General features: G+C 74.1%; 15 protein-coding genes. 6 read left to right on the forward strand and 9 right to left on the reverse strand.

The window, feature by feature from the left end:
- Positions 1 to 119 precede the first annotated feature (119 nt).
- From ABZ495_RS30960 to ABZ495_RS30975, 4 genes are all read right to left on the reverse strand, one after another.
- Entirely contained in the window at positions 120 to 1,013 is an 894-nt protein-coding gene (locus ABZ495_RS30960) for a hypothetical protein (RefSeq protein WP_359839187.1), read from the reverse strand.
- A 36-nt stretch (positions 1,014 to 1,049) separates the two neighbouring features.
- Complete coding sequence (locus ABZ495_RS30965; protein WP_359809900.1) at positions 1,050 to 1,334, reverse strand: DUF427 domain-containing protein; 285 nt, start codon at positions 1,332 to 1,334, stop codon at positions 1,050 to 1,052.
- 103 nt (positions 1,335 to 1,437) lie between these two features.
- The gene (locus ABZ495_RS30970) at positions 1,438 to 1,674 is read right to left on the reverse strand and encodes a DUF6296 family protein (RefSeq protein ID WP_329485972.1); all 237 of its coding nucleotides are present in this window, start codon (positions 1,672 to 1,674) and stop codon (positions 1,438 to 1,440) included.
- Between the two features lie 98 nt (positions 1,675 to 1,772).
- Positions 1,773 to 2,009 (reverse strand): DUF2277 domain-containing protein, encoded by a 237-nt coding sequence (locus ABZ495_RS30975; protein WP_359839189.1) that lies wholly within the window; start codon positions 2,007 to 2,009, stop codon positions 1,773 to 1,775.
- A 242-nt stretch (positions 2,010 to 2,251) separates the two neighbouring features.
- Here ABZ495_RS30975 and ABZ495_RS30980 point away from each other — a divergent pair, with 242 nt between their 5' ends.
- On the forward strand, positions 2,252 to 3,472 hold the full coding sequence (locus tag ABZ495_RS30980) for an MFS transporter (RefSeq protein WP_359809898.1): 1,221 nt from the start codon (positions 2,252 to 2,254) through the stop codon (positions 3,470 to 3,472).
- A 64-nt stretch (positions 3,473 to 3,536) separates the two neighbouring features.
- Here ABZ495_RS30980 and ABZ495_RS30985 read toward each other — a convergent pair whose 3' ends face one another.
- The 3 genes from ABZ495_RS30985 to ABZ495_RS30995 form a co-directional block, all read right to left on the reverse strand.
- Positions 3,537 to 4,079, reverse strand: coding sequence for a gamma carbonic anhydrase family protein (locus ABZ495_RS30985; RefSeq protein WP_359809896.1), 543 nt, complete (start codon positions 4,077 to 4,079; stop codon positions 3,537 to 3,539).
- A gap of 98 nt (positions 4,080 to 4,177) precedes the next feature.
- Positions 4,178 to 5,512 carry a serine hydrolase domain-containing protein gene (locus tag ABZ495_RS30990; protein ID WP_359839191.1) on the reverse strand — a complete coding sequence of 445 codons (1,335 nt, stop codon included), beginning with the start codon at positions 5,510 to 5,512 and terminating at the stop codon, positions 4,178 to 4,180.
- 238 nt (positions 5,513 to 5,750) lie between these two features.
- Positions 5,751 to 6,317 (reverse strand): DJ-1/PfpI family protein, encoded by a 567-nt coding sequence (locus ABZ495_RS30995; protein WP_359839193.1) that lies wholly within the window; start codon positions 6,315 to 6,317, stop codon positions 5,751 to 5,753.
- Between the two features lie 257 nt (positions 6,318 to 6,574).
- Between ABZ495_RS30995 and ABZ495_RS31000 the strand changes: the two genes are divergently transcribed.
- The 3 genes from ABZ495_RS31000 to ABZ495_RS31010 all read left to right on the forward strand — a co-directional run bounded on the left by ABZ495_RS31000 (position 6,575) and on the right by ABZ495_RS31010 (position 8,982).
- The gene (locus ABZ495_RS31000; protein ID WP_359839195.1) at positions 6,575 to 7,123 is read left to right on the forward strand and encodes an alpha/beta fold hydrolase; all 549 of its coding nucleotides are present in this window, start codon (positions 6,575 to 6,577) and stop codon (positions 7,121 to 7,123) included.
- 125 nt (positions 7,124 to 7,248) lie between these two features.
- Positions 7,249 to 7,524 (forward strand): hypothetical protein, encoded by a 276-nt coding sequence (locus tag ABZ495_RS31005; protein ID WP_352295360.1) that lies wholly within the window; start codon positions 7,249 to 7,251, stop codon positions 7,522 to 7,524.
- Between the two features lie 186 nt (positions 7,525 to 7,710).
- Entirely contained in the window at positions 7,711 to 8,982 is a 1,272-nt protein-coding gene (locus ABZ495_RS31010; protein WP_359809881.1) for a glycerophosphodiester phosphodiesterase, read from the forward strand.
- A 71-nt stretch (positions 8,983 to 9,053) separates the two neighbouring features.
- Here ABZ495_RS31010 and ABZ495_RS31015 read toward each other — a convergent pair whose 3' ends face one another.
- Entirely contained in the window at positions 9,054 to 11,438 is a 2,385-nt protein-coding gene (locus ABZ495_RS31015; RefSeq protein ID WP_359809879.1) for a transglycosylase domain-containing protein, read from the reverse strand.
- 216 nt (positions 11,439 to 11,654) lie between these two features.
- The gene (locus ABZ495_RS31020) at positions 11,655 to 12,650 is read right to left on the reverse strand and encodes a hypothetical protein (RefSeq protein WP_359839219.1); all 996 of its coding nucleotides are present in this window, start codon (positions 12,648 to 12,650) and stop codon (positions 11,655 to 11,657) included.
- A gap of 226 nt (positions 12,651 to 12,876) precedes the next feature.
- On the opposite strand from ABZ495_RS31020, the gene ABZ495_RS31025 reads away from it, so the two are divergent.
- Positions 12,877 to 13,884, forward strand: a complete 1,008-nt coding sequence (locus ABZ495_RS31025; protein ID WP_329485983.1) for an SPFH domain-containing protein — start codon at positions 12,877 to 12,879, stop codon at positions 13,882 to 13,884.
- The gene (locus ABZ495_RS31030) at positions 13,881 to 14,897 is read left to right on the forward strand and encodes a hypothetical protein (RefSeq protein ID WP_359809877.1); all 1,017 of its coding nucleotides are present in this window, start codon (positions 13,881 to 13,883) and stop codon (positions 14,895 to 14,897) included. Before ABZ495_RS31025 ends, ABZ495_RS31030 begins: the two co-directional genes overlap by 4 nt.

Below are 14,897 nucleotides of genomic sequence, written 5' to 3' on the forward strand. Positions count from 1 at the left end.
CCTCGACGCCGCGAAGTAGCGAGCAGCGGATAGTCGTCGACCGGGGGAGGAGCGGCGAACGGGGTGGCAGCCCTCAGCGCCGCCACCACCCCCGTGTGGCGTTCCCCGACGCGAGTCGCTCAGGGCCGCGGCTCGCCCCGCTCGCCCCTCAGCGGCGGGGCCGCGGCGGCCCAGTACGCGCGGTCCGTCGTGCTGCGCCGGTGCCTGAGGTCCTCCCGGACCTCCTTGGCGAGCTTGCGGGTGTCACGCCGGTTGACGGTGGCGCCGATGCCTGCCCCCACCAGCAGGGGGATCAGCGAGGGCAGGCGGCGCAGCGTACTGCGGGTGAGCCGTTTGCGGACCTGCTGACGGACCTCGGAGCCGAGCGCCATCGCGGCGAACCCGGCCGGCTTCACCAGCAGCGTCGCGTCGATGCCCCGGCGGTTGGCCCAGGCCGCCACGTAGGCGGAGGCCCGCTGGGTGGCCGTGCCCTGGGCCGCGAGGCCGTACACCTCGTGCAGTTCGGCGATCAGCTTGATCTCGACGGCCGCCACGGCGAGCGTCTCGGCGGCGATCTCCAGCGCCATCGCCGGTGGCACGGGCAGCATCGCCGCGGCCCCGACGCCCGCGCCGAGCGCGCCTGAGGCGCGGCTGGCGCCGCTGACCAGCAGGTCGGCCAGCCGCTCGGGGTCGGCCGCGTCCGGGTGCTGGGCGCGCAGGGTGGTCAGGCTCCGGACCGGGATGCGCGGCGCGGCCTGCATCAGCTGGTCGGCGAGGGCCCGGCCGCCGTAGGCGGCACCCTTCGCGGCGGCCAGGCCGCCGCTGCCGAGCCGCCGGGAGACGGACCCGAGCAGGGCCGTGGCCCGGCGCTTGTCGCGCTCCGCGCGGTACTCGGCGAGTTGCCCGGCGGGCCCGCCCTCGACGCCGGGGGCGGGCCGTTCCAGCTGTTCGACGAGGTCCGCCAGTTCCTCGGCGACCTGTTCGGGGGCGGGCTCCGGCTGCCGGGAGCGTCCCGGTCTCCTGAAGATTGCCATGCTCTGCGGTTACCCGGTGAACCGCGGAGGTACGCGCTATTCGGTGATCTCCACCCCGCGCCAGAAGGCCACCCGGCCGCGGACGTGCTCGGCGTCCGGCAGCGGGTCGCGGTAGTACCAGGCCGCGTCGGGATTGAGCTGGCCGCCGATGTCCAGCGTGTAGTACTCGGCGGTGCCCTTCCAGCCGCAGACGGTGGTGGTGTCGGACGGGCGCAGGTACTCCGCGCGCACGGATTCGGCCGGGAAGTAGTGGTTGCCCTCGACCACGGTGGTGTCGTCGCTCTCGGCGACGACCGTGCCCTGCCAACTCGCTGTAGTCATGAGCCGATTCTGCCCGAGGCCGCGAGCGGACAACCGGCCGGGCGTGACCCGGCCCGCCGCCGGCGCGGTCCGGTGGGCCGCGCCGGCGGCGGAGGGCTGCCCGCTACGGCAGTGGTTCGGCGTGCACCGGGAAGTGCGGGGACTGGTGCCCCCCGCTGGCGAGCATCCGGACCTCGCCCGAGTCGCTGATCTCGGCCCGGACGATGCCGGTGGCGTCCTCGTAGACGGGGTGGCCGCCGGGACCGGTCGTACTGGTGCGGGAGACCACGACGACGTCCTGCGGGGCCTGGGTGCCGGGCGTGCCCGGGAAGGTCAGTACGTAACGGTTCGCGGGGTTCATCGCCGATCTCCTCGGTCCACCTGGTCCCAGCTGTCCCTGGTGCCCATGCTGCCCCTACAGGTCTGCGCCGGGCCGGCCGGCGGCTTCCCGCCGTCGGATCAGGCGGCGGCCCCCGTGGTCCGGGCGGGAGCGCCGCGGACCTCCAACTCGTCGAGCAATCGGGCGGTGGCCTCGGCGACGGCTTCCACGGCGCGGTCGAAGGCCTCCTGGTTGTGCGCCGCCGGGGCGCGGAACCCCGACACCTTCCGCACGTACTGGAGGGCGGCCGCGTGGAAGTCCTCATCGGAGGCGTCCGGCGTCACGGGCGGTGTCAACGTCTTGATACTGCGGCACATGACCCCAGTCTCGCGCGCGGGGGCGCCGCTGGCGACCCCCATGTGTCACCGTCCGGCCATGGGCGGCACCTGGTGGGGTCATCCGATCGGATTAGGATTTCGCCCAGACGAATTGCCCGTCATCCCCGCGCCGCCCCGCTCCCCCACCGGGTCGCCCCGCCCGGTCACCTGTCTGCACCGGCCCGACGACCGTGCCGGACCCCCTGCCCGGCTCCCGCCCGGGCGTCACCCCGGAGTCCCCCTTGCCACTCGCGCTGGTCGCCCTGGCCGTCACCGCGTTCGCCATCGGCACCACCGAATTCGCCGCCATGGGGTTGCTGCCCCAGGTCGCCGAGAACCTCCACGTCTCCATCCCCCAGGCGGGGTGGCTGATCTCCGCCTACGCCATCGGCGTGGTGATCGGCGCACCGCTGCTCACCGCGCTCGCCGCCGGACGGCCTCGCAAGCCCGTGCTGGTCGCGCTGGCCGGCCTCTTCGCGACCGGCAACCTGCTCTGCGCGATCGCGCCGGACTTCTGGTCGCTGGCGGCGGCCCGGTTGATCACCGGGCTGCCGCACGGGGCGTTCTTCGGCGCCGGGGCGGTCGCGGCCGCCGAACTGGTCGCCCCGCACCGGCGGGCCCGGGCGGTCGCCGTGATGTTCTCGGGCCTGACCGTCGCCAACATCATCGGGGTCCCGGCCGCGACCCTGCTCGGCCAGCACCTCGGCTGGCGGGCCACCATGCTGGTGGTGGTCGCGATCGGCGCGCTCGGCACCGTCGCCATCGCGCGGCTGGTGCCCCAGCTGCCCACGCCCGCGCAGTCCGGCCTCCGGCACGAGCTGGGGGCGTTCCGCAGCGGACAGCTCTGGCTGGCCCTCGGCACGGTGGTGTTCGGCTGCGGGGGCTTCTTCGCCTGCTACAGCTACATCACCCCCCTGCTCACCGAGGTCTCCGGCTACGCCACCGGATCGGTGACGCTGGTGCTGGCGCTGTTCGGGGTGGGCATGACGATCGGCAACGTGCTGGGCGGCATCGCCGCCGACCGCGCGCTGCGGCCGACCGTCTGCGCCGCCTTCCTGCTGCTCGCCGCCACCCTGGCGCTCTTCGGGGTGACCGCCCGCACCGAGTGGTCGGCCGCCGTCACGGTGGTGCTGGTCGGGCTCTTCGGCTTCGCGATCGTCCCGGCCGTGCAGACCCTGGTGCTGCAGAAGGCCCGCAACGCCCCGACCCTCGCCTCGGCGACCGTGCAGGGCGCGTTCAACCTGGCCAACGCCCAGGGCGCGTACTTCGGCGGCCTGGCCCTGGACGCCGGGCTCGGCTGGACGTCGCCGACCCTGGTCGGCTCGGGCCTCGCCGCCTCGGGTGCGGTGATCGCGGTGATCGCCTGGGCCACCGACCGCCGTCGCCCCGGGACGGCCGCCCCGGTACCGGTCCCGGCCCTCGGTCACCCCCTGCCCACCGCCGAGGCAGGCGCCCGCACCTGACCGGCCGGGCGGGGGCGCGCCGGGCGGGGCGCCCCCGCCCGATGGCCTCGCCCCGTTCGACCGCCTACGCCGTCCGACGCTCCACCGGCTCGATCTTCCGGTGGGCGTCGGCCAGGAGGCGGTAGCCCTCGCCGTTGAAGGTGACGCCCGCCCGCTCCTCCTCGGTCAGCTCGCGCCGGATCCTGGCCGGCACCCCGGCGACCAGGGAGCCCGCCGGCACCTCCATGCCCTGCGGGACCACGGCCCCGGCCGCGACCAGCGAACCGGCCCCGATCCGGGCGCCGTTCAGCACCGTGGAGTTCATCCCGACCAGCACGTCGTCCTCGATCACGCAGCCGTGCAGGACGGCGTTGTGGCCGACCGAGATCCGCTCGCCGATCACCAGCGGGAAGCCCAGGTCCGCGTGCAGCGTGCAGTTGTCCTGGATGTTGCTGCCCGCGCCGACCGTGATCGCCTCGGCGTCGCCGCGGATCACCGCGCCGTACCAGACGCTCGCCCCGGCGCCGACCGTGACCGACCCGACCACGACCGCGTTGGGTGCGACGAAGGCGGTCGGGTCGATGTCGGGCACCCGGCCCCCGACTGCGGCGATCAGCGGCTCTGCCATGTCTCGTCCTCCTGGCGACAATCGACCGTCATGTGCCGGTCATGATGGCACCCCGGTCGTGGACCGCCCCCAGCACCCCGGTGATCGCGCCGGGGAGGTCACCGGACCACGCCGGTGGCCGCGAGGGTGCCGGTCGCCGTGGGCGGGGTGGCCGCGGTGGCCGGGTGGGTGTCGCAGAGGGCGGTGGCGACCAGGGCTTCGACGGTGGCGTTGGCCGCCGGGAGGTCGGAGAGGTCGTACGGGTTGACGGAGGCCGTGAACTGTCGCCGGCCGTCCGGGGCCCCGTACATCAGGGTGGTGTAGCCCGGGATTCCGCCGCTGTGGCCCCAGTACTCGCCGCAGGCCGTCGACGTCCGCTGGAGGCCGAGGCCGTACTCGGCGGGACCGCTCTGCGGGGTGGTCCGCTTCATCTCGGCGAGCTGGGCCGGGGCGAGCAGCCGCCCGCCGAGCAGGGCGGAGACGAACCGGGCGAGGTCGGTGGTGGTGGAGATCCCGGCCCCCGACGCACCGGCCATGCTCGGGTCGAGCAGGGTGACGTCCGCCGGTCCGGAGGCGAGCTTGTAGTAGCCCTGGGCGTGCGGGCCGGGGACGAAGGGCGAGTTGAGCGGCATCGAGGTACCGATCAGGCCGAGCGGGCGGATGATCCGGCGCTGGACCTCGTCGGCCCAGCCGCGGCCGGTGAGGCGCTCGATCAGCATCCCGATCACCACGTAGTTGGTGTTGGAGTAGTGCCAGCCCTGCCCGGGGGCGAAGTACGGGGGGTGCTGGGCGGCGAGGCCGACGAGCTCCCCCGGCGCGTACGGGCGCCAGCGGCCGACGTCGAGCCACTGCTGCAGGGCGGCGGGGTCCTCGTCGAAGGAGAAGGACGGGTCCTCGGTGTAGTTGAACAGGCCGCTGGTGTGGTTCAGCAGTTGGCGGACGGTGATCTGCCCGCCGTTCGGCACCACGCCGGGCAGGCGGCTCTCCACCGGGTCGTCCAGGCCGACCCGGTGCTCCGCCACGAGCTGCAGGACCACCGTCGCCACGAAGGTCTTGGTGACGCTGCCGATCCGGAACCGGCCGTCGGCGGTGGCCGGGGCGCCGGTGGCGAAGTCGGCCGTCCCGGCCGCGCCCTTCCAGACCGTGCGCCCGCGCTCGGCGACCAGCCCCAGTGCGGCGGAGGCGCCGCCCTGGGCCACCGGCCCGCGCACGGCCGCGTCCAGCGCCGCCCGGTCGACCCGGTCGGCGCCGCCGTCGGCCACCGGCCGGCCGGACCCGGGCGCGGCGCCCTGGGCACCCGCGACGGGGGCGAGGGCACCCACCAGACCGGCGCCGGCCAGCGCGACCGCCACCGCCCGTACGGCCAGCCCCCGCCGTCGCCGCCCCCGGTCCCGCCCGCCTTCCGGGCCCGTCCACTCCGCCCGGCCCGCCCGATCCCTCGTCGTTCCCGTCATGCCGCCGCCCTCCGGTGTCCGAACGGGCGGACTTTCCACAACGTCCGCCCCGGTCCTGTCGACTGACACTCTGACAGCGGGGGGCGACGTACACGTCCGACCCAGGTCCCGAGCCTCTCCACCGCTGGTCCGATCTTCCGTCGGCGTGTCGCTCCACCCACCGGCGGACCGGGACCCTGACGGACCCGGGGGCACCCCTCCGCCCCAGGGCGGAGGGGTGCCCCCGGGCCCGTCAGGGTCAGGCCAGCGGGGCCTTGACCCGGAGGACCTCGATGAAGGCGCGGATCCAGGCGGGGTGGTCGGGCCAGGCGCGGGCCGAGACGACCACGCCGTCGACGACCGACTCGCCGTCGACGTACTCGGCGCCCGCGGCGGCCACGTCGGGCTCCAGGGCCGGGTAGGCGGCGCTGCGGCGGCCGGAGAGCACGCCGGCGGCCGCCGTGATCAGCGGGCCGTGGCAGATCTGCGCCACCGGCTTGTCGGCGTCGAAGAAGTGCCGGACGATCCGCTGCACGTCGGCGTTGTTCCGCAGGTACTCGGGGGCACGGCCGCCGGGGATGACCAGGGCGACGTACTCGGCCGGGTCCACGTCCGCGACGGCGAGGTCGGCGGGCCAGGTGTAGCCGGGCTTCTCCGTGTAGGTGTCGTAGCCGTCGACGAAGTCGTGGACCACGAACTGGAGCCGCTTCTTCGTCGGCGCCGCGACGTCGACCTCGTAGCCCTCCTCCAGCAGCCGCTGGTAGGGGTAGAACACCTCCAGCGACTCCGCGGCATCACCGGTGACGAGCAGGACCTTCGATGTCATCGCCGACATCCCTCCATGTGATCGGTCGTCAGACACGGTGCTGGCCCGCGCCGGTGGCGGCCGGGGCGGGCCGGGAACAACCTCCCGCACCCGGCCGCGCCGACGCAACGGGGCACACCGCTCGCACACCCGGCGCGTGATGCGTGGCACGCGCCATGGGCGAGCCGTGTGCGCCGTCGCCAGGGCCTACGCGCCCCTTCCCGGGCGGCCCCTAGACTCCCTGGTGCCCAGGTCAGCCCCCGAAGGGAGTCCGCACGATGTCGGACCGCACCAGCTACCTCGTCCTGCCCGGCTACCAGGGTTCCGGGCCCGCCCACTGGCAGACCCGGTGGGAGGAGGCCGACCCGGCGGCCTTCCGGCGCGTCCAGCAGGAGGACTGGGACTTCCCGGAGCCGGACGCCTGGGTGGCCGCCCTCGATGCCGCGATCGCCACCGCGGCAGCCGACGGGCCGGTCGTCCTGGTGGCACACAGCCTCGGGTGCGTCGCGGTGGCCCGCTGGGCGGCCTCGGCCGCCGCCGGACGGACCGCCGCCGTCCGGGGTGCGTTGCTGGTCGCACCCGCCGACATCGACAACGCCGACGTCCCGGCGCTCGCGGGCTTCCGCCCGGTGACCCTGGAGCGCCTGCCCTTCCCCTCGCTGGTGGTCTCCAGCACCGACGACCCCTGGGTCACGCCGGAGCGTGCCCGCGCCTTCGCCGAGGCGTGGGGCGCCCGGTACGTGGAGCCCGGCGCCCACGGACATCTCAACGCCGACTCCGGGCTCGGTGACTGGCCGGACGGCCGGAAGCTGCTCGCCGAGCTCTGAACAAGGACTGAGGGGCGGGAGGCGGGGGGAGCCGGGCGCTCCCCCCACCGTTCTGGGATAGGACCGTGATCACCCTCCGGAGCAGAATCGGGGCACACCGACTCCTCTGGAAGGACACTCAGTTGATGAACCGCCTGTCCCGCCCGCTCGCAGTCGCCGCGCTCGCCGTCGCCGCCGTTCTGGCCGGCGGGGCCGGGGCCGCCCAGGCCGCCGGCGTCGACCTCTCGGCCCACGGTCCGCTGACGGTGGCCGACCAGCCCGACAGCCAGCTGTCCGCCGCCAACCGGTGTGACGTCGAGTACACCGTCGCGTACTACAGCTACCGCACCCAGGGCTACCCGGAACTCGAGTCGATGCTGCACGCGGAGAAGTCCTACGCCCTCTGCCAGGTCAACGGCTGACTCGGCCCCCGCTCCGTCCGAGGCGCACCCGGCCCGCACCGGGTGCGCCTCGGGTGCGTTCCTGACGGGTGCACGGCGGATCTTCGCCCGCAGTTCGCCCGAACGCCACCCGGCCGGGCGCCGCTGCTCCTAGTCTGCGGGCGACGACCATCAGCGTCCCGCCCCCAGTGCGAGCCAGGAGTTTCAATGACGAACCGTCCGCTCGACGGCAGCAGCTCGACAGATTCCTCCGCACCCGGCACGGCCTCCTCGCGCCGCCGGTTCCTGCGTGCGACCGGTGCCGCAGGCCTCGGTGCGGCCGCGTTCGCGGCGACCGCGGGCGAGGCGTTCGCGGCCCCGGCCGACGAGCAGCCGGACGCCGCCGAGGGGCGCGCGGACGCCGGGGCGGCGGCCGGCACCCGCTCCCCGGTCCGCACCGGTACCGGCCTGGACCGGCTGCCGCACCCGCTGGTCATCGGCCACCGCGGCGCGCCCGGCTACCGCCCCGAGGAGACCCTCGGCTCCTACGAGCTCGCCCTGGAGCTCGGTGCGGACGTCATCGAGCCGGACCTCGTCCCCACCAAGGACGGCCACCTGGTGATCCGGCACGAGAACAACATCGTGGAGACGACGGACGTCGCCGACCACCCCGAGTTCGCGGGCCGGAAGACCACCAAGACCATCGACGGCCTGCCGCAGACCGGCTGGTTCACCGAGGACTTCACGCTCGCCGAGCTGCGCACCCTGCGCGCCAAGGAGCGCCTCCCGCAGCAGCGCCAGCGCAACACCCTGTACGACGGCCGGTGGCCGGTGCTCACCTTCCGCGAGCTGGCGGACTTCGCCAGGAAGCGCGGACGCGAGCTCGGCCGCGAGGTCTGGCTCTACCCGGAGACCAAGCACCCGAGCTACTTCCGCTCGATCGGTCTGCCCCTGGAGGAGCGGCTCGCCGACGAGCTGCGCCGCGCGGGCCTGGCCGGCCGGCGCGGGCGGGCGATCCTGCAGTCCTTCGAGCCGAGCAGCCTTCAGCGGCTGGCCAAGCTGGTCGACAACCCGCGGATCCAGCTGCTGGGCGCCGCGGCCACCCAGCCGTACGACTTCGTGCTGTCCGGGGACCGGCGCACGGTGGCCGACCTGGTGACCCCGGCGGGGCTGCGCTGGATGGCCGGCTTCGCCCACGGCATCGGCCCGACCACCCAGCTGATCGCACCGGTGGACGAGAGCGGCAAGCTCCTGCCGCCGACCACGCTGGTCCGCGACGCGCACGCGGCCAACCTGCTGCTGCACCCGTACACCGTCCGCAACGAGAACGCCTTCCTCCCGCTGGACTACCGCCGCGGCACCGACCCGAACGCCTACGGCGACGCCATCGGGTGGGCGCGCCACCTCTACGAGCTGGGCGTGGACGGCTTCTTCACCGACCAGACCGACACCAGCGTGCTGGCCCGGCAGGACTTCTGGGCCGCGAACGGCGTCCACTGACCGACCGCCCCCGAACCCGGCGGTGCCCCGGACCGTAGGGCGGTCCGGGGCACCGCCGTCGGCCGGTCCGGTCAGCCGTCGTTCTGCGAGCCGTCCGGCCGGTCGGCGTCGCCCCGGCCGGTCTGCTCGGTGTGCTGCTCGGTCTGCTGGTCGGTGTGCTGCTCGGCGGGCTGGGTCGGCTGGGTCGAGCGCGGCCGCCCCGGGTCCGCCGTCCGCCCCGGGTCCGCCGTCCGGCCGCCGGGCGCGCCCGCACCGGTCGGGGCGGTGCCCGGCGAGGCCGTGCCGGAGCCGCTCGGGCTCCCGCTCGGGTTCGGATCACGCTTGGGCGGGTCCGGGATGTACACGGTGTCGAAGGTGTCCCGCGGCATGCCCTTCAGCGCCTGGTTCATCGCCAGCTGCCAGATCGGGCCCGGGCCGGTGGCTCCGAAGATCTCCTGGTAGTACTTGCCCCCGATCCGGATGTTCTTCATCGGCACGCCCTTGGCCGGGCCGCCGAGCCAGACCGAGGCCGCCAGGTTGGCGGTGTAGCCGCTGAACCAGGCCGACTTCTTCTCGTCGGTGGTACCGGTCTTGCCCGCGATCTGCCGGTCGCCGTCCAGCCCGAGCTCGCGCGCGGTGCCCTTCTCCGTCACCCCGAGCAGCACGGTGTTGATGACGTCGGCGGTGTCCTCGGACATCACCCGCTCGCACTTGGCGGGGACGACCGGGACGTCCTTGCCGTCCACCGTGGTGATCCGGTTGATCGCGAGCGGCGCGCAGTAGGTGCCCTCGGCGGCGAAGGTCGCGTAGACGTTGGCCATCACCAGCGGGCTCACCTCCTGGGTGCCGAGCCCCAGCGCGGGCAGTTCCTGGAGCGGATCGCCGCTGGCCTTGGTCGCCACGCCCAGCTTGTTGGCCATCTGCTTGACCGCGCAGAGGCCGATCTCCTGCTCCATCTGGACGAAGTAGGTGTTGACCGAGAGCGCCATCGCCTGCTTCAGGTCGTACGGGCCGGACTCCTTCTCGGACTCGTTGGGGATCGATCCGCCCTTCTTGCCCTTCTCCAGGTTCTTCCAGGTGCCGTCGCAGGTCTTCATCGTCGGCCAGTCCATCCGGTTCGGCGCCGGGTAGATCTGGGTGGCCGGCAGGCCGGCCTCCAGCGCCGCGGCGGCGACGATCGGCTTGAAGTTGGAGCCCGGCTGGAAGCCGTTGCCGCCGCCCATCCCCGCGTCCGCGTTGTAGTTGACGACGGTCTGGTTCTTGTCCGGGTCCAGGCCGTAGGGGCGGGTCTGGGCCATCGCCAGGATCTTGCCGCTGCCCGGTTCGACCATGGTGATCGCCGCCGAGACCGGGTCCGTCACGTAGACCTTCTTGGTGACGGCGTTCTGGGCGGCGGCCTGCTTGTCCGGGTCGAGGGTGGTGAAGATGTTCAGGCCGCCCTGGTCCCACAGCTTCTTGCGCTCGGCGGCGCTCTTGCCGAACACCGGGTCCTGCTTGACCACGTGCCGGACGTAGTCGCAGAAGAAGCCCATCCCGGCGTTGGCGGTGATGCAGCCGTTCTGCGGGTCCTTGTACTTCAGCCCCAGCGGGGTCGCCTTGGCGTCCCGGGCCTGCGCGGCGGTGAGGTGCTTGTTCTCCACCATCTTGTCGATGACGGTGTCGCGGCGCTTCTGGGCGGCGACGGGGTGCAGCTTGGGGTCGTACTGGGACGGGTTCTGCACCAGACCCGCGAGCATCGCGGCCTCGGGGACGGTGAGGTCCTTGGCGTCCTTGCTGAAGTACCGCTGCGAGGCCGCCTGGATGCCGTACGCCTGGTGGCCGTAGAAGGTGATGTTCAGGTAGTTGGTGAGGATCTGGTCCTTGGTCAGGTCCTCCTCCAGCTTGATGGCGTACTTGAGTTCCTGGATCTTGCGGCCGAGGGTCTTGCGCTGGGCCTCCAGGACGGCGGCCTGATCGTCGCCGGCCTTCTCGACGTTGACGTTCTTCACGTACTGCTGGGTCAGCGTCGAGGCGCCCTGGACGGTGGTGCCGCTCTCGGCGTTCTTGGTGGCGGCCCGGAGCACACCCTTGAGGTCGACCGCGCCGTGCTCGTAGAAGCGCGCGTCCTCGATGTCCACCTGGGCCTGCCGTATCAGCGGTGACATCTGGTCGGCGGGTATGACGGTGCGGTCGCGCTCGTACACCTTGGCGATCAGGCCACCCTTCGCGTCGAAGATCTGCGAAGCCTGGCTGAGCGGCGGGGTCTTGAAGTCGTCCGGGATGCTGTCGAAGTTGTCCGCGGTGTTCTTGGCGGTCAGCCCGAGCGCGCCGGCCGCCGGCAGGGCCACGCCCGCCAGCAGGACGCCGGCCAGCGTGCTGTAGCCGAGGAACTTCACCGCGTGACCCGCCATGGCGAGCGGACTCTCGCGGCGCCGGGTGCGCGGGACCCAGGTGTCGCCCGGGTCGGGGGAGGAGATACGGCGACTCTTCCGTGACATAGGCGGAACACTACGTCCACGAAAACCCTGCATGGGACGGGTGTTGGCCAAGCTTTGTCACAAATCGGCGACAGATTCACCCCGTCGGGGCCGGTCGGCCACCCGGCCCCGGCGGCGCCCCGAAACCCGAAGGACCGTTCGTCCACGGTGGTTCCGTCTCGCCGGCCGCACCCGGGGCCCGGACCCGGACCGGGACACACCCGCCGGCTCCGCCCGTCAGCCGCCGCGGCGCTTCTTCCGCAGGCCGAACACGGCCCCCACCACGGCGAGGAGGAACAGGACGCCGAGCGTCCGGTCCGACGGCCCCTCGGACGGGGAGGACGAGGAGGACGAGGACGACGACCCGTCGGCCCCGCCCGCGGCCGCCGACCCGGACGGCGGCGCGGCCGCACCGGAGGAGGGCGCGGCCGAGGGCAGCGGCTGGACGGTGTCCGGGAGTTGGTCGTCGTCGAGCGGCGAGCGCCAGACCGGACTGTCCTTGCCCTCGGTGCCGTAGAGCAGCGCCCGGCCGTCCGGCGTGAAGGTGACCGACTCGCCCTGGCGCTGGAAGGGCGTGGAGAGCGGGCCGAGCTTGACGGGCGCGCCGTCCTTCCAGCGGTAGAGGGTGGCGTCGAAGTAGCCGCGCAGGACGAGCCGGGTGCCGTCCGGGGAGAACGCCCCGTCGGTGATCCAGGGGACGTCGACCATCCTCCGGAAGGTGTTCACCCCGGCGGTGGAGAGCTTCTCGGGCCCCTGGTAGAGGCCGCCGCCGCCCTGCTTCTTGCTGGCGATGTAGGCCCGGCCGGTGACCGGATGGACCATCAGCGCCTCGGCGTCGCGCGGGCCGTCCTCGTAGCGCACCCGGTAGCGGACCGTCTCCACGGTCTGGTCGCGCAGTTCGGCGGGCTCGGCGAAGGCGTAGATCCAGACCTCGGGCCATTTGCCGCCGAGGTTGTCGCCGATGTCCCCGACGTAGATCCGGCCGTCCGGGCCGATCGAGATCGCCTCCACGTCACGCGGCTCGATGCCGCGCAGCGTGACGGTGGCGACGGTGCGCCCCTGCGAGTCCACCGCGTAGACGTAGGGGCCGTCGTCGCTGTCGTTGTGCGTCCAGTAGACGCCGGGGTGGCCGTGGCTGGCGGCGAGGCCGCTGGACTCGGTGATGCGCGGGTCGGAGATGGTGAACGCCTGCCCGGGCCGGTCGGCCGCGCGGGCGGGCGGTGCGGCGACCACGGCGGTCCCGAGGGCGGCGGCGGTCACCAGGGCGGTCGCGAGCAGCGCCGCCGCGGCGCGGGCCGCCCCCCGGCCCGGACCCCGCCGCGTTTTCGTTCGCGTCCTCAGCACCCGGCGATCCTCCCACGACAGTCGGGCCAGGCGCCTTCCCTTCTTTTCGTCATCTTGACGAGATCAACCGCCGCCGAATATCGTCGGAATGACGAAAAGGGGAAAGGAACCTCCCATGGCCGACATCACCAAGCGCTTCGGACTGCGCCACCTGCGCGCCGTCCCCACCGCCCACATCCGGCACCTGAACCGCGGCAAGGTCGTCCACGACGGCCCGGGCCTGGCGTTCTGGTTCCGGCCGCTCACCGCCGCCCTCTCCGAGGTACCGGTGGACGACCGCGAGCTGGCCATGCTGTTCCACGCCCGGACCTCCGACTTCCAGGACGTCACCGTCCAGGCCACCCTCACCTACCGGATCACCGAACCCGCCGTCGCCGCCGCCCGCGTCGACTTCGGCCTCGACCCCGACAGCGGCGCCTGGCGCGCCGCCCCGCTCGACCAGCTCGCCACCCTGCTCACCGAGACCGCCCAGCAGCACGCGCTCGGCCTGCTCGCCCGCACCCCGCTCGCGGCCGCGCTGGCCGACGGCGTCAGCGCCGTCCGCGACCGGATGGCCGAGGGGCTCGCCGCCGAACCGCGGATCACCGAGACCGGGCTCGCCGTGATCGCCGTCCGGGTGGTCGCGCTGCGCCCCGAGCCCGAGGTGGAGCGCGCGCTGCGCACCCCCGCCCGTGAACTCGTCCAGCAGGAGGCCGACCGGGCCACCTTCGAACGGCGCGCGGTCGCCGTCGAGCACGAGCGCGGCATCGCCGAGAACGAGCTGGCCAACCGAATCGAACTGGCCCGGCGGGAGAAGCAGTTGCTGACCCAGCAGGGCGCGAACCGGCGCCTCCAGGCCGAGGACGAGGCGGTCGCCGACCGGGTCCGCGCCGAGGCCGAGGCGGAGCGCCGGACCAGGCTCGCCACCGCCGAGGCGGACGCCGCCCGGGCGCTGGGCGAGGCCCGGGCCGCCGCCGAGGCCGCCTGGCTCACCGCCCACCAGCAGGCCGACCCGGCCGTGCTGCGGGCACTCGCCCTGATGCGGCTGGCCGAGCACCTGCCCCGGATCGAGAACATGACCGTCACACCGGACCTGCTCACCGGGCTGCTCAGCCGGCTCTCCCAGAGCGCGGGCGACCAGTGACCCTCGCCCCCCGGGCCGTCCTGGTGCACCGCCGCACCGAGTACGAGGAGCTCCTGGCCCACCACGGCACACCCGGCCAGGCCTCGTTCTTCCTGGCCGCCCGCGGCCGGTCGATGGCCGAGGCCGAGGAGCGCCACCGCCGGCAGGCCGACGCGCTCGCACGGGCGGCGGCCGCGGTGCCGCTGGAGTGGCGGCGCAGCCGGGTCGAGCGGGCGGACCTGCCGCGCTTCCTGTTCGAGCCCGAGGACGTGGTGGTCGTGGTCGGCCAGGACGGGCTGGTCGCCAACGTCGCCAAGTACCTGGACGGCCAGCCGGTGATCGGCGTGGACGCCGACCCCGGCCGCAACCCCGGCGTCCTGGTCCGCCACCGCGCCGACGCGCTGCCCGCCCTGCTGCCGGCCGCCGTCGCCCGCTCGGGCGCCCGGCACCTGGAGGAGCGCACCATGGTCGAGGCGGTCGCGGACGACACCCAGCGGCTGCTGGCCCTCAACGAGGTGTACGTCGGACAGCCCGGGCACCAGACGGCGCGGTACCGGCTGGCGGTCGAGGGCGAGCCGGGCGGGGGTGGGCCGGGCGAGGGCCAGCCGGGCGGAGGCGGGGGCCGGGATACGACCGGCCGGAGTTCGAGCCGGTCCGTCCCGTCGAGCACGGCCGACCGCCCGCGGTCCGCCCCGCCCGAGCCGCAGGCCTCCTCGGGCGTGCTGGTCGGCACCGGTACGGGCGCCACCGGCTGGTGCCGCTCCGCCTGGCTGGAGCGCGGCGGCCCGCTGACCCTGCCGGAGGCCGCCGCGCCCGCGCTGGCCTGGTTCGTCCGGGAGGCCTGGCCCTCCCCCGCCACCGGCACCAGCCGGGTGCACGGGGTGCTCGACGGCGGCCGGCAGCTGGTGCTGACCGTCGAGTCGGACCGGCTGGTCGCCTTCGGCGACGGCATCGAGACGGACGCGCTGGAGCTGACCTGGGGGCAGAGCATCCGGCTCGGTGTGGCCGCGACCCGCCTACGGCTGCTCGGCTGA

The sequence above is a fragment of the Kitasatospora sp. NPDC005748 genome, from assembly GCF_040630735.1.
Lineage (GTDB): Bacteria > Actinomycetota > Actinomycetes > Streptomycetales > Streptomycetaceae > Kitasatospora.

What these genes read in the sequence shown, in the direction of transcription:
- ABZ495_RS30960 (WP_359839187.1), bottom strand. Translation starts at nt 1,013, where the DNA reads ATGGCAATCTTCAGGAGACCGGGACGCTCCCGGCAGCCGGAGCCCGCC.
- ABZ495_RS30965 (WP_359809900.1), bottom strand. Translation starts at nt 1,334, where the DNA reads ATGACTACAGCGAGTTGGCAGGGCACGGTCGTCGCCGAGAGCGACGAC.
- ABZ495_RS30970 (WP_329485972.1), bottom strand. Translation starts at nt 1,674, where the DNA reads ATGAACCCCGCGAACCGTTACGTACTGACCTTCCCGGGCACGCCCGGC.
- ABZ495_RS30975 (WP_359839189.1), bottom strand. Translation starts at nt 2,009, where the DNA reads ATGTGCCGCAGTATCAAGACGTTGACACCGCCCGTGACGCCGGACGCC.
- ABZ495_RS30985 (WP_359809896.1), bottom strand. Translation starts at nt 4,079, where the DNA reads ATGGCAGAGCCGCTGATCGCCGCAGTCGGGGGCCGGGTGCCCGACATC.
- ABZ495_RS30990 (WP_359839191.1), bottom strand. Translation starts at nt 5,512, where the DNA reads ATGACGGGAACGACGAGGGATCGGGCGGGCCGGGCGGAGTGGACGGGC.
- ABZ495_RS30995 (WP_359839193.1), bottom strand. Translation starts at nt 6,317, where the DNA reads ATGACATCGAAGGTCCTGCTCGTCACCGGTGATGCCGCGGAGTCGCTG.
- ABZ495_RS31000 (WP_359839195.1), top strand. Translation starts at nt 6,575, where the DNA reads ATGTCGGACCGCACCAGCTACCTCGTCCTGCCCGGCTACCAGGGTTCC.
- ABZ495_RS31005 (WP_352295360.1), top strand. Translation starts at nt 7,249, where the DNA reads ATGAACCGCCTGTCCCGCCCGCTCGCAGTCGCCGCGCTCGCCGTCGCC.
- ABZ495_RS31010 (WP_359809881.1), top strand. Translation starts at nt 7,711, where the DNA reads ATGACGAACCGTCCGCTCGACGGCAGCAGCTCGACAGATTCCTCCGCA.
- ABZ495_RS31015 (WP_359809879.1), bottom strand. Translation starts at nt 11,438, where the DNA reads ATGTCACGGAAGAGTCGCCGTATCTCCTCCCCCGACCCGGGCGACACC.
- ABZ495_RS31025 (WP_329485983.1), top strand. Translation starts at nt 12,877, where the DNA reads ATGGCCGACATCACCAAGCGCTTCGGACTGCGCCACCTGCGCGCCGTC.